Source organism: uncultured Chryseobacterium sp., assembly GCF_913776365.1.
In the GTDB taxonomy this organism is placed as follows: domain Bacteria; phylum Bacteroidota; class Bacteroidia; order Flavobacteriales; family Weeksellaceae; genus Chryseobacterium.
In genome coordinates this window covers 121,621-137,439 of record NZ_CAJYMO010000318.1, presented here as the reverse complement: position 1 = coordinate 137,439, position 15,819 = coordinate 121,621, and the positions used below count along the sequence as shown (strand labels likewise).

Sequence of the window (15,819 nt, the reverse complement as noted above, 5' to 3'; positions counted from 1 at the left end):
GATTTCTATTGAATTAATTTTTATATTTTTGTATAAAGTGACTAAAAAATAAACTACGTTGAACTTATTCAAAAGGATTGTAAGCAAACTTACCAACCAGCCTGAAGAAGAAGAAAAACAGAGCCTGGAAAAACTCGGGGACTCGCTTAAAAATGCGGATCTCGACTATAAGTTTGCGCAGTTATTTACCCACTCGGGCGGATTTTTTAATTACTGTGCAGACGAGGCAGAAGCGCTCCAGACCCTGAACCAGATTCTTAAAATAGAAGGTATCAGCAATCTGTTCTGCTGGGACAAAGACCTGCAGAACTTTCTGGATGTGGTGAAGGCTTCCTACACGCCTGAGCTGCAGAGCGGCAATGATGCCAGTTTTATTACCTGTGAGTATCTTATTGCCTATGATGGAAGGATCATGTTGTCCCATAATAATATTCTCCATTACCATTCTTCGCGGCTGCCGGATAAAATAATTATCATGGCCAATGTTTCCCAGATTGTCAGCAACCTGAATGATGCCATGGGGAAAATAAAACGCAACGGAAACATCAAAAACCTTACTTCCATCAGCGGCGGGCAATCCAAGCTGGATACCTCCATGCATACCAATACCAAACTCTTTCTACTGCTGCTTGAAGATTAGGCATCAACTTATAAATTGATTATCTTGGACAAAAACCTTATTCAGAGAACCCTTTCAGGACTTGTTTACGTAGCCGTTATCGTTTTCTGTACCACACCGCTGGGCGCCCAGCTGATAAACGGGATTTCTCCGGGGCTTGTAAAACAGGAATACCTGTACTACGGCCTGATTACTTTTCTGCTGGGAGCAGGCTCCTGGGAGTGTTTTAAAATAATGAAATTTGAGAACGGATATGAAAGATGGGTGGTGCTACCGCTGGTTGTTTTCATCTTTTATATTTTCTCCAAACGCTATTTCCATTTTGATTTTTTCTTCGATTTCAGGATCAGCGAGATTCTTGCCATGCTGCTTATTGTCATTGCAGTGGTTACCCTGTTCAAATATCCGAATGAGCTTTATTATGACAGCGGGAAACTGATCTTCACGGTGATCTATGTAGCGCTTCCTTTCAGCTTTGCTTTAGGACTGCCTAAGTTTTCAAGTTTTGATGACCGTTTTTCCCTGGAGGTACTTTTCCTCTTCATCCTGATCTGGAGCAGCGATACATTTGCCTATCTCACCGGGAAATTTTTCGGTAAACACAAGATGGCTCCTAAAATATCACCTAAAAAGACCTGGGAAGGCTATATCGGCGGAGTGGTTCTTACACTGGTGCTGTCTTATTTTATCGAACAATATCAGCCGGATCTCCGGGGCAACTGGATGGTTGTAGGTTTTCTGGTGGCAGCCTTTGCTCCTGCCGGTGATCTCGTGGAGAGCCAGCTGAAAAGAAATTTCGGGGTAAAAGACAGCGGGAACATCATTCCGGGGCACGGAGGAGTTTTAGACCGGCTGGATAGTTTTTTAATCTGCGTTCCTGTCGTATATTTGTACTTTATTTTAGAAAAATTTATTTAATCTCATGAAATTACACAGAGAATCAAAAGGAACGATTACCGTTGCTACCGTTTTGTTCATCATTCTGGGAGCTTTGGCTATTTATTTTCTTGAAATGTGGTCATTGGTAGTTATTCTGCCACTGCTGATAGTATACAGCCTGGTATTCTGGTTCTTCAGGGTTCCTGACCGTGATATCCTGGAGCACCGGGAAAATGTGATTGCCCCGGTAGACGGAAAAGTGGTGATGATTAAAGAAGTGGAAGAGAACGAATTCCTGAAGGAAAAAGCTATTCAGGTTTCGATCTTTATGTCTCCGCTTAACGTCCACATCTGCCGGTTTCCGGTTTCCGGGAAAGTATTGTACAAAAAGTACCATCCCGGTAAATACCTCGTGGCATGGCACGAGAAATCGTCTACCGATAATGAGAGGACAACCGTAGCAGTGGAAAGCCTCACCGGCCATAAGGTTGTTTTCCGGCAGATCGCAGGCTATGTTGCGAGAAGAATTGTCTTTTATTGCAATGAAGGCGATGAATCCAAAGCAGGACACGAATTCGGATTTATCAAATTCGGTTCCAGAATGGATGTTTTCCTGCCGATGGATACCGAGATCGTTTGTAAGATAGGCGACATTACCAAAGGCGGACTGGACGTGATTGCAAGAATGAAGGAATAAAACAACATAACATACAAATCGAAAAAGCAGACGGTGTCTGCTTTTTTTGTCTCATGATGATTAATTAAGAATAATTATAATAATCTGCTTTTTTTAATTTAATTTATAATGTGAGGGGTTTATTTAATTAATAATTTATATATTTATCTGTTTTTTAATAAAATTGATAAATATATTCTATGAAAAAAATTCTACTTCCTTTATTAATTGCTTCTTCATTACTTAAGTCACAGACCAGCATCAATGTTTTTTCACAGATCGTATTCTATGACGGATATGCTGCCAACGTGTCCCAGCCCGTTCCGGCCAATACCTTACGTCTTGCCAATTCCAGGTATGCCCGGAAACTCACGGATACCGAACTCAACAGCTTTCAGAATAAGATCCAGATGAACGTAACCATCGGCGCGCTTTGTGATAATTATGACAGGATAGGAGGGGTTCATATCGCATTGGTCCCGAAAGGGCAGGCTTCCTACACCATGAACGATCCTCAGGTGAAGAGAATTGAAGTAGGAAGGTATATTACTCCTTTTATGAACAAAAATATTTCCCCTACGGAAGTTCCCTATACGTATGAGGTGAATAACCTTTATGCCGTTTTCAGCAATACTGCTTTGAGGGCTGTTTACGATATCTGGGTGGAACTGGATGTATTCGGGGTTCCGTATGCCGCCAATACGCAGGTAGCAGGCTGCGCAAACAGGAATGACGTATTTGCCGGTACTTTGACTTTCGTTACCTCTAATGATCCGGCAGTGACCAATACTTTCAATTCCCTTCTTCCGCTGCTGGATTCCAATACCCTGAATAACTATAACAATACCGATGTGGCCGGGCAGACTGTACGCCTTGTTAATTTCAGTCTTACGCAGACGGCCTCCAATGCTTCCTTTTTCATTGTCACCACCCCGCATGGGGCCGGTACAAACGGCGAAGAATATGTTAGAAGACAAAATTTTGTATCCCTGGACAATACCCAGATGCTTAACTTTTTTCCGGGAGGAAAATCCTGCGAGCCTTACCGCATGTACAATACCCAGGGAAATGGAATCTACGGATCTACCCCTAAAACCACACTCTGGTGGACCAGCTGGAACAACTGGTGTCCGGGAGACGCCGTGCCGATAAGATCTTTCTCCGTACCTTCTCTTTCTGCAGGAAGCCATACCCTGAAATATGAAGTGCCGGATGCCGGGTTTTACAATCAGGACGGACAGGTGGTATTGTCCATATATATGCAGGGCCATAGCCAGAATCTCTCAGTGAAGGACATCTCAACGGTGGATGTCTCCATTTTCCCGAATCCTACCGCAGACTATGTAATGATAAGAGGCCAGAAGAAAGTAAAACAGATCAGTGTGTTTACAATGGACGGCAGGAAGCTTTCGGAAACAAACGGTCCCAAGGCAGACCTTACAGCTTATCCTGCCGGAACTTACCTGTTGGATATCCTTCTGGAAGGAAACACCCGGTTTACCCATAAAGTAATGAAGAAGTAAAAATATATGGATCAATCAATCCATAAAAAAAGAGAAAGTCCATTGCGGCTTTCTCTTTTTTCTTACAAAGTTTATACTATACGAAATTAATCAAAATTCTGCAGTTCTACCAGCCGGTTGTACATTCCTTTGCTGGCAATAAGCTCATGGTGGGTTCCCTGTTCCACGATTTTACCTTTTTCCATCACGATGATCCAGTCTGCTTTCTGAATGGTGGAAAGGCGGTGGGCAATCACCAGGGAAGTCCGGTTTTCCATCATTTTTTCCAATGCATCCTGAACGAACCTTTCCGATTCCGTATCCAGTGAAGAGGTGGCTTCGTCCAGAATCATGATCGGCGGATTTTTCAGCACGGCACGGGCAATGGAAATCCGCTGTTTCTGACCGCCGGAGAGCTTCCCGCCGGCTTCGCCGATATTGGTGTCGTACTGATGGGGCAGGTCCATAATGAAATCGTGGGCATTTGCTACTTTGGCAGCCGCCTGGATCTCTTCCAGCGAAGCATCCGGTTTACCCAGCGATATGTTATTTCTGATGGAGTCGTTGAACAGGATGTTGTCCTGTGTTACCAGGCCGAACAGTTTCCTGTAACTGGAAAGTTTGATATTCTTAATGTTTTCCCCGTCCACCAGGATTTCTCCGCCGGTAACATCATAAAAGCGGGTGATAAGATTGGTTACCGTACTTTTTCCGCTCCCGCTCTGGCCTACAAGGGCAATGGTTTTACCTTTCGGAATGGAGATGGAAAAGTTTTTAAGGATCTCTTTTTCTTCATATCCGAAGGTAATATTCCTGAATTCAACCCCTTTACTGAAATTTTTTATTTCATGCGCATCTTCCACTTCTCTGATATGGAAATCGGCATCGAGTATTTCAAAGATTCTTTTTGCCGACACTTCTCCTTTCTGAAGATTGGAAACGGCGGATGATAAAGCTTTCAGCGGCTGCAGGATCGTGTAGAACAGCGCGATGTAAGTAATGAACTCACTTCCTGACAATCCCTTTCCCTGGATGGCAAGACGGCCTCCGAAATAAACGATCATCCCGATGGTAATGGCTCCCAGCAGTTCGCTTACCGGTGAGGCAAGTGCTTTTTTCTTGAAAAGGCGCAGGGAAAGGTGCCTGATTCTGTTCAATACTTCGTCAAACCTCTTTTTGATCTGAGGAGAAGCATCGAAGATTTTGATAATTTTTAATCCGACCAGTGTTTCATCCACAAAAGAATACATTTTTCCCAATTCGTTCTGGGCTTCCCCGGTGTCTTTCTTCAGGCTTTTCCCGATAATGGAAATCAGGGTACCCATGACCGGAAAGACAACTAACGTAAATACGGTCAGCTGAAAGTTGGAATATAAAAGATAACCCATGGTGATGATAATCACGATCGGTGAACGGATGATATCAATCAGGCTGTTGAGGATATTGGCTTCCACTTCGCCTACGTCCGAGGTAATTCTTGCAAAGACATCGCCTTTCCTGGAATTGGTAAAAAAGGACACCGGCAACTCCAGGATTTTATCATGCAGCCTGATCCTGAAGTCCCGTGAAACCCCGGTTCTTGAAAAAGTAAGGTAAAATTCAGATAAATAACTGAAAATATTCCTCAGGAAAAACATAGAGATGAACAGGATACAGGTGATCAGCAGAATGTATTCAGGTCCTTTCTCCATCTGCAGCTGCTGGATATAATAGTTGAAACTGTCTTTAAGAAAGCTTCCGGCACCTGAAATCCCGGTATAAACGGGTTCAGCATCAATTTTTTTGTTTTCTTTATCAAACAGGATATTCAATACCGGCATAAAAAAAAGCATGGCAATGATATTGAATAAGGCATAAAGAATGTTGAAGAAAATACCGGCTGCAATAGATTTTTTATAAGGAAGTATCTGGTCTATCGCTCGTTTATAATAACTCATTAAATTTTTGATTAATCAGACAAAAGTAAGCAAAATTAATAGATCAGACGTTTCCGATCCTGTTTTACTTTATTTCAGAAGACTGATCCTGCTGATCAGATAAAAGCAGGACCACCGGATCGGTGGCCCCGTTCGTTAAAATTTCACTTTATCGTTATACTTCGGGCTGAAGTTCGCCGGCGTCAGTGTTTCGAGGGTTTTTCCTACATTATTAATGATGCTGGTCATGTTGGGAACATTGACAATGTGCATATCGTCATCCTCGTGGTGATAATGGGTTGCCTTTGTCATGTCCACCGTGGAGAACGAGTGGGCGATGATTTTCTTTTTCACGAAGCTTACGTTGTCCGAACGGTAAAACAGCTGCTGGGCGGCATAAGGATCCGGGTGGATCTTCAGTCCGTTGGCTGCATTTTTGTTGAACAGTTCATCCAGGTCTGAAAATTCATCACCGGTCATAAACAGGGCATTTTTCCCGAAAGCAGACTCGGTAGCGACCATTTCGAAATTGAACAGGGCCGTCAGATTAGTATAGATGGGGTCAAGCTTCGGGTCTTTTGCAATGGCTCTGGAACCCAGCATTCCTTTTTCTTCACCGTTGAAAGCCATGAATACCATTGAAAATTCAGGCTTTTTGTTTTTAAAGTAATCGGCAATTCCTACAAGGGTGGCGATTCCGCTGGCATCGTCATCGGCACCATTGTAAATAGGATCCTGAGGGTTTTTGCTCATCCCGATATGGTCAAAATGCCCGGAAAATCCCAGATATCTGTCCGTTTTCCCTTTTTTGATCCCGCAGACATTGTAAACAGTTTTCCCTTTGTACTCAAAAGGGACGAGGTAAGAATTTCCGGTGCAGTACTCAAGGTTGTTTTCTTTAAACAGGGCAGCAATATAAGTTGCAGCATTATCGTTTTCCGGAGTCCCGATTTCCCGGCCTTTCATTTCGTCGGAAGCCAATGTTGAAATCAGGGTACGTACCCTTTCTTCAGGTACATTCTGTGAAAAAACACAGATGGAGAACAGTGAAAAGGCGAGGTAAGTGAGTTTTTTCATGTTGAATTGATTGTATAGATAATCTGTCGGTGTATTGAGGGAAATGTTGCAACGGAACGTAAATATTTATTGATGGCCGGAAGAAAAAGGAAAATCAACGGTGAATGGTGAATTCTGCTTTGCAGGTGAATTTTTCCGTCTGAGATTAACAATTGACCATTGACCAGCGCAGCGGATTGACTATTGACACCAGACAAATGGTGAATTCTGCTCTGCAGGTCAATTCTGCTTCACAGTTGAATTTTCCAGCTGAGATTAAAATTGACCATTGACCGGCGCATCGGATTGACTATTGACAATACGTGAATAGCGAATTCTGCTCTGCAGGTCAATTCTGCTTCACAGTTGAATTTTCCGGCTGAGATTAACAATTGACCATTGATCAATGCAGCGGATTGACTATTGACACCAGACGAATGGTGAATTCTGCTCTGCAGGTAAATTTTGCTCTGCAGGTAAATTTTCCGGCTGAGATTAAATTGACTATTGATCAATGCAGCAGATTGACCATTGACCACAGGTGGATGGTGAATTCTGCTCTGCAGGTCAATTCTGCTTTGCAGGTGAATTTTCCGGCTGAGATTAAAATTGACCATTGACCAGCGCAGCGGATTGACTATTGACACCAGACGAATGGTGAATTCTGCTCTGCAGGTCAATTCTGCTTCACAGTTGAATTTTCCAGCTGAGATTAAAATTGACCATTGACCGGCGCATCGGATTGACTATTGACAACACGTGAATGGTGAATTCCAGTATAGCCGCAAAAAAAACAGCCTCCTTCCGGAAGCTGTTCTCACTCAAAAAATCGTTGTACGGTTACCGCAGCCGGTCTACTGATTTTACGAGCCTCTCATCTTTTTTGATATACCGGTTTGCAATGAGCAAACAGATTATCGCCATCAATGGGAAAAACGGCTCAATACCCTTCTCAGGAAATTGGATTCCTCCGGATAAGTTAAGCAGCCAGTACAGCAGTACACCAATCAACAAAGCGTTTATGATCATGCTGATGGTGTTCAGCAGAATCTGTCTTTTTCTGTTGTTAAAACTGAATATGCTCAGTACGCCAATAAGGACAAGGACCACGCAGGCCGCATCAATCGCCGGAAAACTGCCGGTAAGATCAACATCCTGGCCGGTGATAAACAGGAACACGGCAGCCAGTACCGCTAGAAAAGTCCATATGGTCTGTATTCTTTGTAGCATGAAATATAAATTCCACGCAAAAGTAGCATAAATTTTGCACAATTCAAAAATAAGTGTAGATTTGCATTATACAAATGTACTTGAAAACAAAAGTCACCGGACTTACTTTTCTTACTCACAATTAATTACATTTTTTTACATAAATATGTTTAACATCGAAACGTTAAGGTCAAAATCCGTAACGGAGCTGACTAAAATCTTAAAGGATTTGGGCGTTAAAGTTGCAAGAAACAGCACGGAGAATGATAAAATCTTCGCTGTCCTTGACTTCCAGGCTTCCAATCCTAAAGTTGCCAAAGAATATTTCAATGCAACGGAAATCAGTCCCGCTACTGACGAAAAACCTGCAGAGAAGCCTGCCAAGGCCCCTGCTAAAAAAGCGGCTCCGAGAAAGACTGCCACCAGAACAAAAACGGAAACGAAAGCTCCGGCAGCAACAAAAGCGGAAACAGAAAATAAAGAAGAAGAAGCAAAGCCTTCTGCTGAAGAGCCGCAACAGCCAACCGCACCGCAACAGGAGCAGACCCCGCAGGAATCCGCATCAGAGCCTGCCGCAGCCACAGAAGAACAGCCTGCTGCCGCCAAGAAAAAAAGAAAAAGGGTTTCCACTGCCGTTACAGAAGGGCCACAGGAAAAAACGGAAACTACCGATACTCCGGATACCAAGGAACCCACTACGGCTGAAGAAAAGCCAAACAATACCCATCCTCAGGTTCAGGCACGTTCCCAGAAAGGACAGCACAATAATCCGCAACACAACAACGGAAACCAGAACCGGAATCAGAACCAAAATCCTAATCAGCACAACAGACAGCAACAGCAGCATGCTGAAAGGAACGAGGAAACCTACCATAATCAGCACCAGAACAGGCAACAACATGCCGAGCGGAACGAGGAGCATCATCACAATCAAAACCAGAATCAGCACCAGCAGGAACAGAAGAAAGAGTTCAGTTTCGACGGTATGGTAAGCATCGAAGGCGTTCTGGAAATCCTTCCTGATAATTACGGATTCCTGCGTTCATCGGATTTCAGCTATATCTCATCTCCGGATGACGTGTATGTTTCCACAGCCCAGATCAGAAATTACAGCCTTAAGACCGGAGATACGGTAAGAGGAATTGTAAGGCTTCCCAAAGAAGGGGAAAAATACTTCTCTTTGCTCAAACCTACGGAAGTAAACGGCAGAGACCTTGCCTTTATTAAAGACCGTGTGGCTTTTGAATACCTGACTCCGCTTTTCCCTGAGGAAAAGTTTAACCTGGCAGGAAACAATTCCACCATGTCTACAAGGATTGTTGATCTGATCGCACCGATCGGGAAAGGACAGCGCGCCATGATCGTGGCACAGCCGAAAACCGGGAAAACCATGCTCCTGAAAGATATTGCCAATTCCATTGCCGCCAATCACCCTGAAGTCTATATGATGGTTCTCCTCATAGACGAGCGTCCGGAAGAGGTAACCGACATGGAAAGAAGCGTAAATGCGGAAGTGATTGCTTCCACCTTCGATGAAGCTGCAGACAAACACGTAAAGGTAGCCAATCTGGTCCTGGCAAAAGCCCAGCGTATGGTAGAATGCGGGCATGATGTGGTGATCCTTCTGGATTCTATTACAAGACTCGCCAGAGCCTATAATACCGTAACGCCTGCTTCCGGAAAAGTATTGTCCGGAGGGGTGGACGCCAATGCACTGCACAAACCGAAACGGTTCTTCGGAGCCGCCAGGAAAATTGAAGGCGGAGGATCTTTAACCATTATTGCCACGGCACTGATCGATACCGGATCCAAAATGGATGAGGTGATCTTTGAAGAATTCAAAGGAACCGGTAACATGGAGCTTCAGCTTGACAGGAAAATCGCCAACAGAAGAATCTATCCGGCCATTGACCTGATTGCCTCCAGCACCCGTAGGGACGATCTGCTTCTGGATGAAGTAACCTCACAGAGAATGTGGATCCTGAGGAAATACCTTTCCGAAATGAATCCTATCGAAGCTATGGAATTTGTGAACAAGAATATCAGAGGAACCCTGAATAACGAAGAGTTCCTGATGTCAATGAATAAATAATTGATTTAATTTTGTTAAAATGAAAAGCACGGACGCTCCTGTCCGTGCTTTTTTGTAGCTATTTACAGAGACCGGATAAAAATCACGTGCGAAACCCTGAAGCCGGGACGATACGGAAAGCGCTGGTCTTGCGGACAACCTTGTCTCTTACTCTATACGCTGAAGTACGGTTAACACCAGTTTTTTTCTGAGGAGCTGATTCCTGCTATCCGCTAATACTCCTCGCACCGGGCTCTCCAATGCACGCCAACACCAAACCCCTGCACGCTTAACCCTCCGGCCGCGCTGTGGGGTAGCCGCTTCTATCAGGGCTATGGCACAAGCCATTCTCAGTAACGCAGATCTGCTAAAAGCTATCCTACAAGGAAATACGGACAGGCAGCCGCTCATATTCAGGTGTTACTAAATGCCTTTTAGTTTTAGAAGTGTGATATATTTTATCAGGACTTACTTTCCGATAGCATTTTCAGGCTTTCGGGACCTTGTATTGGTATGCCTCCTTCTCTGTCATTAGGCAATGTTAAAGATTTATTAAAATAATCCCTATTTTTTGAATCTCATGTATTTATGGTTAAATTTGATTAATAACATTAAAAAACAACATTATGTCATTTGAACTACCTACATTAGGATATGCTTATGATGCATTAGAACCTACCATTGATGCCAAAACAATGGAAATCCACCATACAAAACACCACCAGGCCTATGTTGATAATTTGAACAATGCCATCAAAGGAACAGACCTGGAAGGAAAATCCATTGAGGAAGTTTGCCAGACCGGAACTGACAAACCGGCCGTAAGAAATAACGGTGGCGGGCATTTCAACCATACTTTATTCTGGGAAATCCTGACGCCGGGCGGAAGCAGCGAGCCGGTAGGAAATGTAAAATCAGCGATCGAAAACTACGGCGGACTTGAGAAATTCAAAACCGATTTTTCCGATGCTGCCAAAACAAGGTTCGGTTCAGGATGGGCATGGCTGGTAAAGAATGCTGACGGTTCCGTATCCGTAACTTCCACTCCGAACCAGGACAATCCGCTGATGCCTGTAGCAGACGTTAAAGGTACTCCGGTATTGGGACTTGACGTTTGGGAACATGCCTATTACCTGAATTACCAGAACAGAAGACCTGATTATGTATCAGCATTCTTCGACGTGGTAAACTGGGATAAAGTGGAGGAATTATTCAACAAATAATTTTTTAACTGTTTTATAAAAGAAAAGGTTCAGCATTATGCTGAACCTTTTTAATATCTGGTGGTATCACTTCCGCTGAGCCCATTCATCCGCAGGCCGTACTTCCAGTTCACATACGCAAATACCTGGTAGAGTTTGTATTCGAATTTAAGTCCGTAATTTTCCCTCGGATCATAATCGATCGATGATTCAATAATGTTCCGGTATCTGCCGGAAGTATAATACGAATTCCATTCGCTTACCAGCAGCGTATTCCTGTTTCTCAGATTGGATTCCGAATACTGGTTCACCGGTTTTGCTATAGCGTTTAAGAAATAATCAAATTGGGTATCAATTACCGTAAGATCCCATTCTCCGTCTTCGTTCTTTGACGGTTTCATTTCAGAATTCTCTTTATCATTTTTGTTCTCGGTTTGTGCTGTATAACTGACAGGCAGGAAAGAAATCAGCAGCATTAGGATTATATTTTTCATATCTGTAAATGTAGGTATAAAGTATTCAAATACAGTACCTTTATGACTATGGTTCCCGCTGGAGGATGACAAATGCCGGAAAATGATCGCTGTAACCGCCGGTAAACCGGTCTCCGTCCCAGGACCGGAATGGGTAACCTTTATAATTTCCCTCCCTGCTGATCAGATAAGCTGGCGCAAAAATTTCAGCTTTATAGACGGAATAGGCTTTGGTAACCTGGTCTGCAATCAGGTTCTTGGAAACGATGATCTGGTCAAACAGGTTCGGGGTATCCTGGTAAGCGAGCGAAGCCACGCCCTTCTTATACAGCGGATACATCAGGTTCAGGTAGGGTGTCTTTTCACTCAGATCATTGCGGCTGCCTTTGGCCTGCAGGTAATCTTTCAGGCTTGCATCCACCGGATCATCATTGAAGTCGCCCATGGCAATGAGTTTTACAGAAGGATCAGTACTTCTTAGGCTATCCATCTGCTGCTTCAGCAAAACGGCAGCGGCATTTCTTTTAGATTGTGATAAAGCTTCACCGCCTCTTCTTGATGGCCAGTGGTTCATAAAAAAAGCTACTTTTTCATGATCCAGGAAACCGCTGACGACCAGGATATCCCGTGTGTATTCCCTTCTTCCGTTGTTATCGAAAACCGTGAGTTCTTTTTTCAGCGAACTGACAGGCGTAAATCTTTTTTTCTGATAGATCAGAGCCACATCAATTCCCCTGTGATCATACGAGTTATAATGGATAATTCCATAATCATACTTCTTCAGAGCCGGCTCGCAGATGAGGTCTTCCACAACCTTCCGGTTTTCCACTTCAATCAGCCCGACCACTGCCGGAGCAGTCCTGGTATATTGTGCTCCCAGTTCGGAAATCACCCTGGCCTCATTGGCAAGTTTGATTTTATAGATCTTGGAACCGTAGTTTTTAGCGCTTGAAGGTGTAAAATCACCCGAACCGCTCTGGTACCGGATGGCTTTTTTACCGATCAGCGCATTATCGTTCCAGGGACCGTCATATTTCTCTGCTTCCAGGAATGTAATGGAATCCACAGGGATGCTTCTGTGAAAAGCAGGATTTTCTACCTCCTTTGTACCGTCTATATAATCTGCCGAACGGATGGTGTCCCAGAGGTTTTCCACATTCAGAAAGCCTACAGCAGCCACTTTCCTGAGTTTCCCTTCCTGAGAGAAAGCAAATACGGAAAGCAGTACGGCTGATAAAATCGAAAATTTTTTCATTTTATTATTGTTGTTTTTTTAATCATAACTCTCTCCTTGTTGTATTATATGTAATTTTAATTATTTACGGATATTAGTTATTTATTTTGTTATTTATTTTAATTTTTACGATGATTATTATTTTTATTCAAAAATAACATTTATTATTTTGTGAATTTGAAAAAATATTTAAATTTACATTCTGCTTCAGTTGTTGATCAACAGCAGCAGGATAAAAACCAAATAGTCATGATTAAAAAATTATCTTTAGTGTCTTTGTTCACGCTGCTTCCTGTAGCGTATTATGATGCACAGACTACAGTGTTCGCTTATGTAAAAGACCAGAAAAGCAATCCTGTGGAAAATGCAGTGATAGGCCTTGATGGGTCCGGAAAGGATATCATTGCTGATAAAACCGGTTACTTTCAGTTTACAGACCTGAAACCAGGCCGCTACCGGATCACCGTTGTCAAGAACGATTACGAGCCGAAAGTCCTTGAATTTGATATACCTGCATTTGCAAAAGAAAAAGACCTGGGCACCATATTGCTTATTTACAATCCGGAAAGTGATACAGACCTCGTTATGCTTGACGAGTCTGCCGGTACTGCGGACGATGAAAGTGCCGGTATGCAGCCCACAGTCGGGCTGTTAAGTTCAGGAAGAGATGCGTTTCAGAGGGCTTCTGCATTTGAATTGGGCGCTTACTGGTTCCGGCCGAGAGGTACCGACACCCGGTTTGGCGAAGTGCTATTCAATGGGATTAATATGTCTAAAAGTGATGACGGCAAAGCAGATTTCAGCAACTGGGGCGGCCTCAATGATGTTATCCGATATCCTTATGAAGCCGTTTACAATAACGCACCGTCTGAGTATACTTTCGGAAACCTGGGCGGGGTAGTATACTACAATACCAGAGCATCTTCTTACCGGAAACAGACTTCGCTGGCTTATTCGTTTACCAACAGGAGCTATCTGCACCGCATCCTGGCTACCTATTCCTCCGGATTGTCCGGGAAGGGATGGGCATTCACGTTTTCCGGAAGCAGGAGATGGGGAGACCATGCGGTTATAGACGGTGTCTACCAGGATGCCTATGCCTATTTCGGAACTGCAGAAAAACAGTTCGGCAACCGGCATTCAATGAACCTGACTGCTTTTGGTTCCCCTACATACCGGGCTTCCAATGCTCCCAACACACAGGAAGTCTATGACCTTATGGGTAAAAATTATAATCCGTACTGGGGATGGCAGGACGGAGAGAAAAGAAATTCCCGGATCAGGAATGTCTTTGAACCGGTTGTTATGCTCACGGATTACCTGAAAATAGGGAAAAACTCGAATTGGATCAACACCGTATCCTATCAGACGGGAAGTGATGCCCGGAGCCGCCTGGACTGGTTCCATGCAGCAGACCCGAATCCTACCTACTACAGAAATCTTCCGGGCTACGGTCTTTTAACAGCTGATGAATTCCGAGGCCGGTCCCAGATTGACTGGAATGATCTCTACAATACCAACCGTATTAACCTTACCCATATGGACGGAACCTCAAAAGGTGCTTCCTACACATTGGTTGAGGAGGTCAGCAGGGACAGAATCTTCAGCTTTGCTTCCCATTTTGATACAAGTCCGGCCAATAACTGGAAACTGAACATCAATTTCAATTATCACAACCTTTATTCTGATAACTTCAGAAGAATCAAAGATCTGCTGGGTGCCCGGTACGCTTATAACCTCAATCCTTTTAATAATGATACACCGTATGATGCCGATCATCCGGATGCTGAGGTCCGGAAAGGAGAACGCACCCAATATTCTTATCAGTTTCATAAAAACCAGTATTCGCTGAATATCTCTGCTGAGGTTGATTTCAAAAGATGGAATATTATGGCTTCCGTTTTTTCCTCCTATTCACGGGCTTACAGGAACGGGGACTATAAAAGCGGGATCGCTCTTTTTGCTGACCATTCCAAAGGAAAAAGTGCGGTTTTCAATGCTCTGGATGCAGGGTTGAAAGGAAAAATAACCTATAAGATCAACGGAAAGAATTTTTTGGTGTATAATGGTGCATTTTTCAGCCTGGCACCTACCCTTAATGAAATCTATATTAATCCGAGGGTCGTGGATTACCTCACACCGGGAGTTAAAAATCAGATGATCAGTTCGAATGACATAAGCTACATCCTGAGAGACCGGATTGTAAAACTCAGGGTATCGGCATACTACACAACCATCAGCAATGCCACTGAGGTTGCGAGATATTATGCCGCGGTGAATACGGATTCCGGATCTTACAACACCCTGATCAATGAAGCCATGAGTGGCGCCGGTAAACAGTATATAGGCGCAGAACTGGGATTTGATCTGAAAATTTCCTCTGTTTTAAATGCTGTAGGTATGGCAAGCACCGGCAAATATACCTTTACGAACCGGCCCCAGGTCTATGCATTCGACGATCAGAATGGTTTCAGGAGCTTTGGTGCGGCTAACATCAAAAATTACAGGGTGGCAGGAACCCCGCAGAAGGCTTTTTCTTTCGGATTAAAATACAGCTCGCCGGAATACTGGTGGATAGGAACCTCAGCCAATTACCTGATGGACCAATACCTTGATTTCTCTGCTCTGAATAAAACGGCCACTTTATATACGGTACCCGGTACTACGGATATGCTGTATGACGGAGTAACCCCGGATCTTATCCGGCAACTGACAGCACAGAAGAAATTTGATGACCAGCTGATGCTGAATGCGAATGCAGGAAAGTCATTCATGATCAGAAAATACAGATTGGGAATCAGTATTTCTGTAAACAACATCCTGGACAACAGGAATTATGTCACCGGCGGTTTCGAACAGGGAAGGCTGGCCAACTTTCCGGATGCGCTGGAGGATTATCAGAGAGCAGTCCCTTATTTCGGGCCTAAGCTATGGTACGACAGAGGAAGAACTTTCTTCACCAATATTTATGTTCGCTTTTAA

The 15,819-nt window shown here is 43.7% G+C and carries 12 protein-coding genes; 7 read left to right on the top strand and 5 right to left on the bottom strand.

The features are described from left to right. Window positions 1-58 precede the first annotated feature (58 nt). The 4 genes from QZ735_RS17320 to QZ735_RS17305 all read left to right on the top strand — a co-directional run bounded on the left by QZ735_RS17320 (window position 59) and on the right by QZ735_RS17305 (window position 3,697). Window positions 59-640: an LUD domain-containing protein gene (locus tag QZ735_RS17320; protein WP_294251129.1), complete on the top strand. Its 582-nt coding sequence runs from the start codon at window positions 59-61 to the stop codon at window positions 638-640. Window positions 641-664: 24 nt separating this feature from the next. Next, window positions 665-1,537, top strand: coding sequence for a phosphatidate cytidylyltransferase (locus tag QZ735_RS17315; RefSeq protein WP_294251127.1), 873 nt, complete (start codon window positions 665-667; stop codon window positions 1,535-1,537). 4 nt (window positions 1,538-1,541) lie between these two features. Further along, window positions 1,542-2,195, top strand: coding sequence for a phosphatidylserine decarboxylase family protein (locus tag QZ735_RS17310; protein WP_294251125.1), 654 nt, complete (start codon window positions 1,542-1,544; stop codon window positions 2,193-2,195). A gap of 179 nt (window positions 2,196-2,374) precedes the next feature. Beyond that, window positions 2,375-3,697 (top strand): peptide-N-glycosidase F-related protein, encoded by a 1,323-nt coding sequence (locus QZ735_RS17305; RefSeq protein ID WP_294251123.1) that lies wholly within the window; start codon window positions 2,375-2,377, stop codon window positions 3,695-3,697. Window positions 3,698-3,783: 86 nt separating this feature from the next. Here the strand turns inward: QZ735_RS17305 and QZ735_RS17300 are convergent, their stop codons facing one another. The 3 genes from QZ735_RS17300 to QZ735_RS17290 form a co-directional block, all read right to left on the bottom strand. Then, window positions 3,784-5,613, bottom strand: a complete 1,830-nt coding sequence (locus QZ735_RS17300) for an ABC transporter transmembrane domain-containing protein (RefSeq protein ID WP_294251121.1) — start codon at window positions 5,611-5,613, stop codon at window positions 3,784-3,786. Between the two features lie 135 nt (window positions 5,614-5,748). After that, on the bottom strand, window positions 5,749-6,669 hold the full coding sequence (locus tag QZ735_RS17295) for a M28 family peptidase (protein WP_294251119.1): 921 nt from the start codon (window positions 6,667-6,669) through the stop codon (window positions 5,749-5,751). 819 nt (window positions 6,670-7,488) lie between these two features. Then, complete coding sequence (locus tag QZ735_RS17290) at window positions 7,489-7,878, bottom strand: DUF4293 domain-containing protein (RefSeq protein ID WP_294251117.1); 390 nt, start codon at window positions 7,876-7,878, stop codon at window positions 7,489-7,491. A gap of 145 nt (window positions 7,879-8,023) precedes the next feature. On the opposite strand from QZ735_RS17290, the gene rho reads away from it, so the two are divergent. After that, complete coding sequence (gene rho, locus QZ735_RS17285; RefSeq protein ID WP_294251115.1) at window positions 8,024-9,949, top strand: transcription termination factor Rho; 1,926 nt, start codon at window positions 8,024-8,026, stop codon at window positions 9,947-9,949. A 605-nt stretch (window positions 9,950-10,554) separates the two neighbouring features. Then, the gene (locus tag QZ735_RS17280) at window positions 10,555-11,151 is read left to right on the top strand and encodes a superoxide dismutase (RefSeq protein ID WP_294251113.1); all 597 of its coding nucleotides are present in this window, start codon (window positions 10,555-10,557) and stop codon (window positions 11,149-11,151) included. 50 nt (window positions 11,152-11,201) lie between these two features. Here QZ735_RS17280 and QZ735_RS17275 read toward each other — a convergent pair whose 3' ends face one another. After that, window positions 11,202-11,624: a DUF6146 family protein gene (locus tag QZ735_RS17275; protein ID WP_294251111.1), complete on the bottom strand. Its 423-nt coding sequence runs from the start codon at window positions 11,622-11,624 to the stop codon at window positions 11,202-11,204. A 46-nt stretch (window positions 11,625-11,670) separates the two neighbouring features. Then, a complete protein-coding gene (locus QZ735_RS17270; protein ID WP_294251109.1) occupies window positions 11,671-12,858 on the bottom strand; it encodes an endonuclease in 1,188 nt (395 codons plus the stop codon). Between the two features lie 228 nt (window positions 12,859-13,086). On the opposite strand from QZ735_RS17270, the gene QZ735_RS17265 reads away from it, so the two are divergent. After that, the gene (locus QZ735_RS17265; protein WP_294251107.1) at window positions 13,087-15,819 is read left to right on the top strand and encodes a carboxypeptidase-like regulatory domain-containing protein; all 2,733 of its coding nucleotides are present in this window, start codon (window positions 13,087-13,089) and stop codon (window positions 15,817-15,819) included.

Excerpts from the sequence above, each read along its gene's own strand:
- QZ735_RS17300 (WP_294251121.1), bottom strand. The coding sequence starts at position 5,613 with ATGAGTTATTATAAACGAGCGATAGACCAGATACTTCCTTATAAAAAA.
- QZ735_RS17295 (WP_294251119.1), bottom strand. The coding sequence starts at position 6,669 with ATGAAAAAACTCACTTACCTCGCCTTTTCACTGTTCTCCATCTGTGTT.
- QZ735_RS17305 (WP_294251123.1), top strand. The coding sequence starts at position 2,375 with ATGAAAAAAATTCTACTTCCTTTATTAATTGCTTCTTCATTACTTAAG.
- QZ735_RS17280 (WP_294251113.1), top strand. The coding sequence starts at position 10,555 with ATGTCATTTGAACTACCTACATTAGGATATGCTTATGATGCATTAGAA.
- QZ735_RS17275 (WP_294251111.1), bottom strand. The coding sequence starts at position 11,624 with ATGAAAAATATAATCCTAATGCTGCTGATTTCTTTCCTGCCTGTCAGT.
- rho (WP_294251115.1), top strand. The coding sequence starts at position 8,024 with ATGTTTAACATCGAAACGTTAAGGTCAAAATCCGTAACGGAGCTGACT.
- QZ735_RS17290 (WP_294251117.1), bottom strand. The coding sequence starts at position 7,878 with ATGCTACAAAGAATACAGACCATATGGACTTTTCTAGCGGTACTGGCT.
- QZ735_RS17270 (WP_294251109.1), bottom strand. The coding sequence starts at position 12,858 with ATGAAAAAATTTTCGATTTTATCAGCCGTACTGCTTTCCGTATTTGCT.
- QZ735_RS17310 (WP_294251125.1), top strand. The coding sequence starts at position 1,542 with ATGAAATTACACAGAGAATCAAAAGGAACGATTACCGTTGCTACCGTT.
- QZ735_RS17265 (WP_294251107.1), top strand. The coding sequence starts at position 13,087 with ATGATTAAAAAATTATCTTTAGTGTCTTTGTTCACGCTGCTTCCTGTA.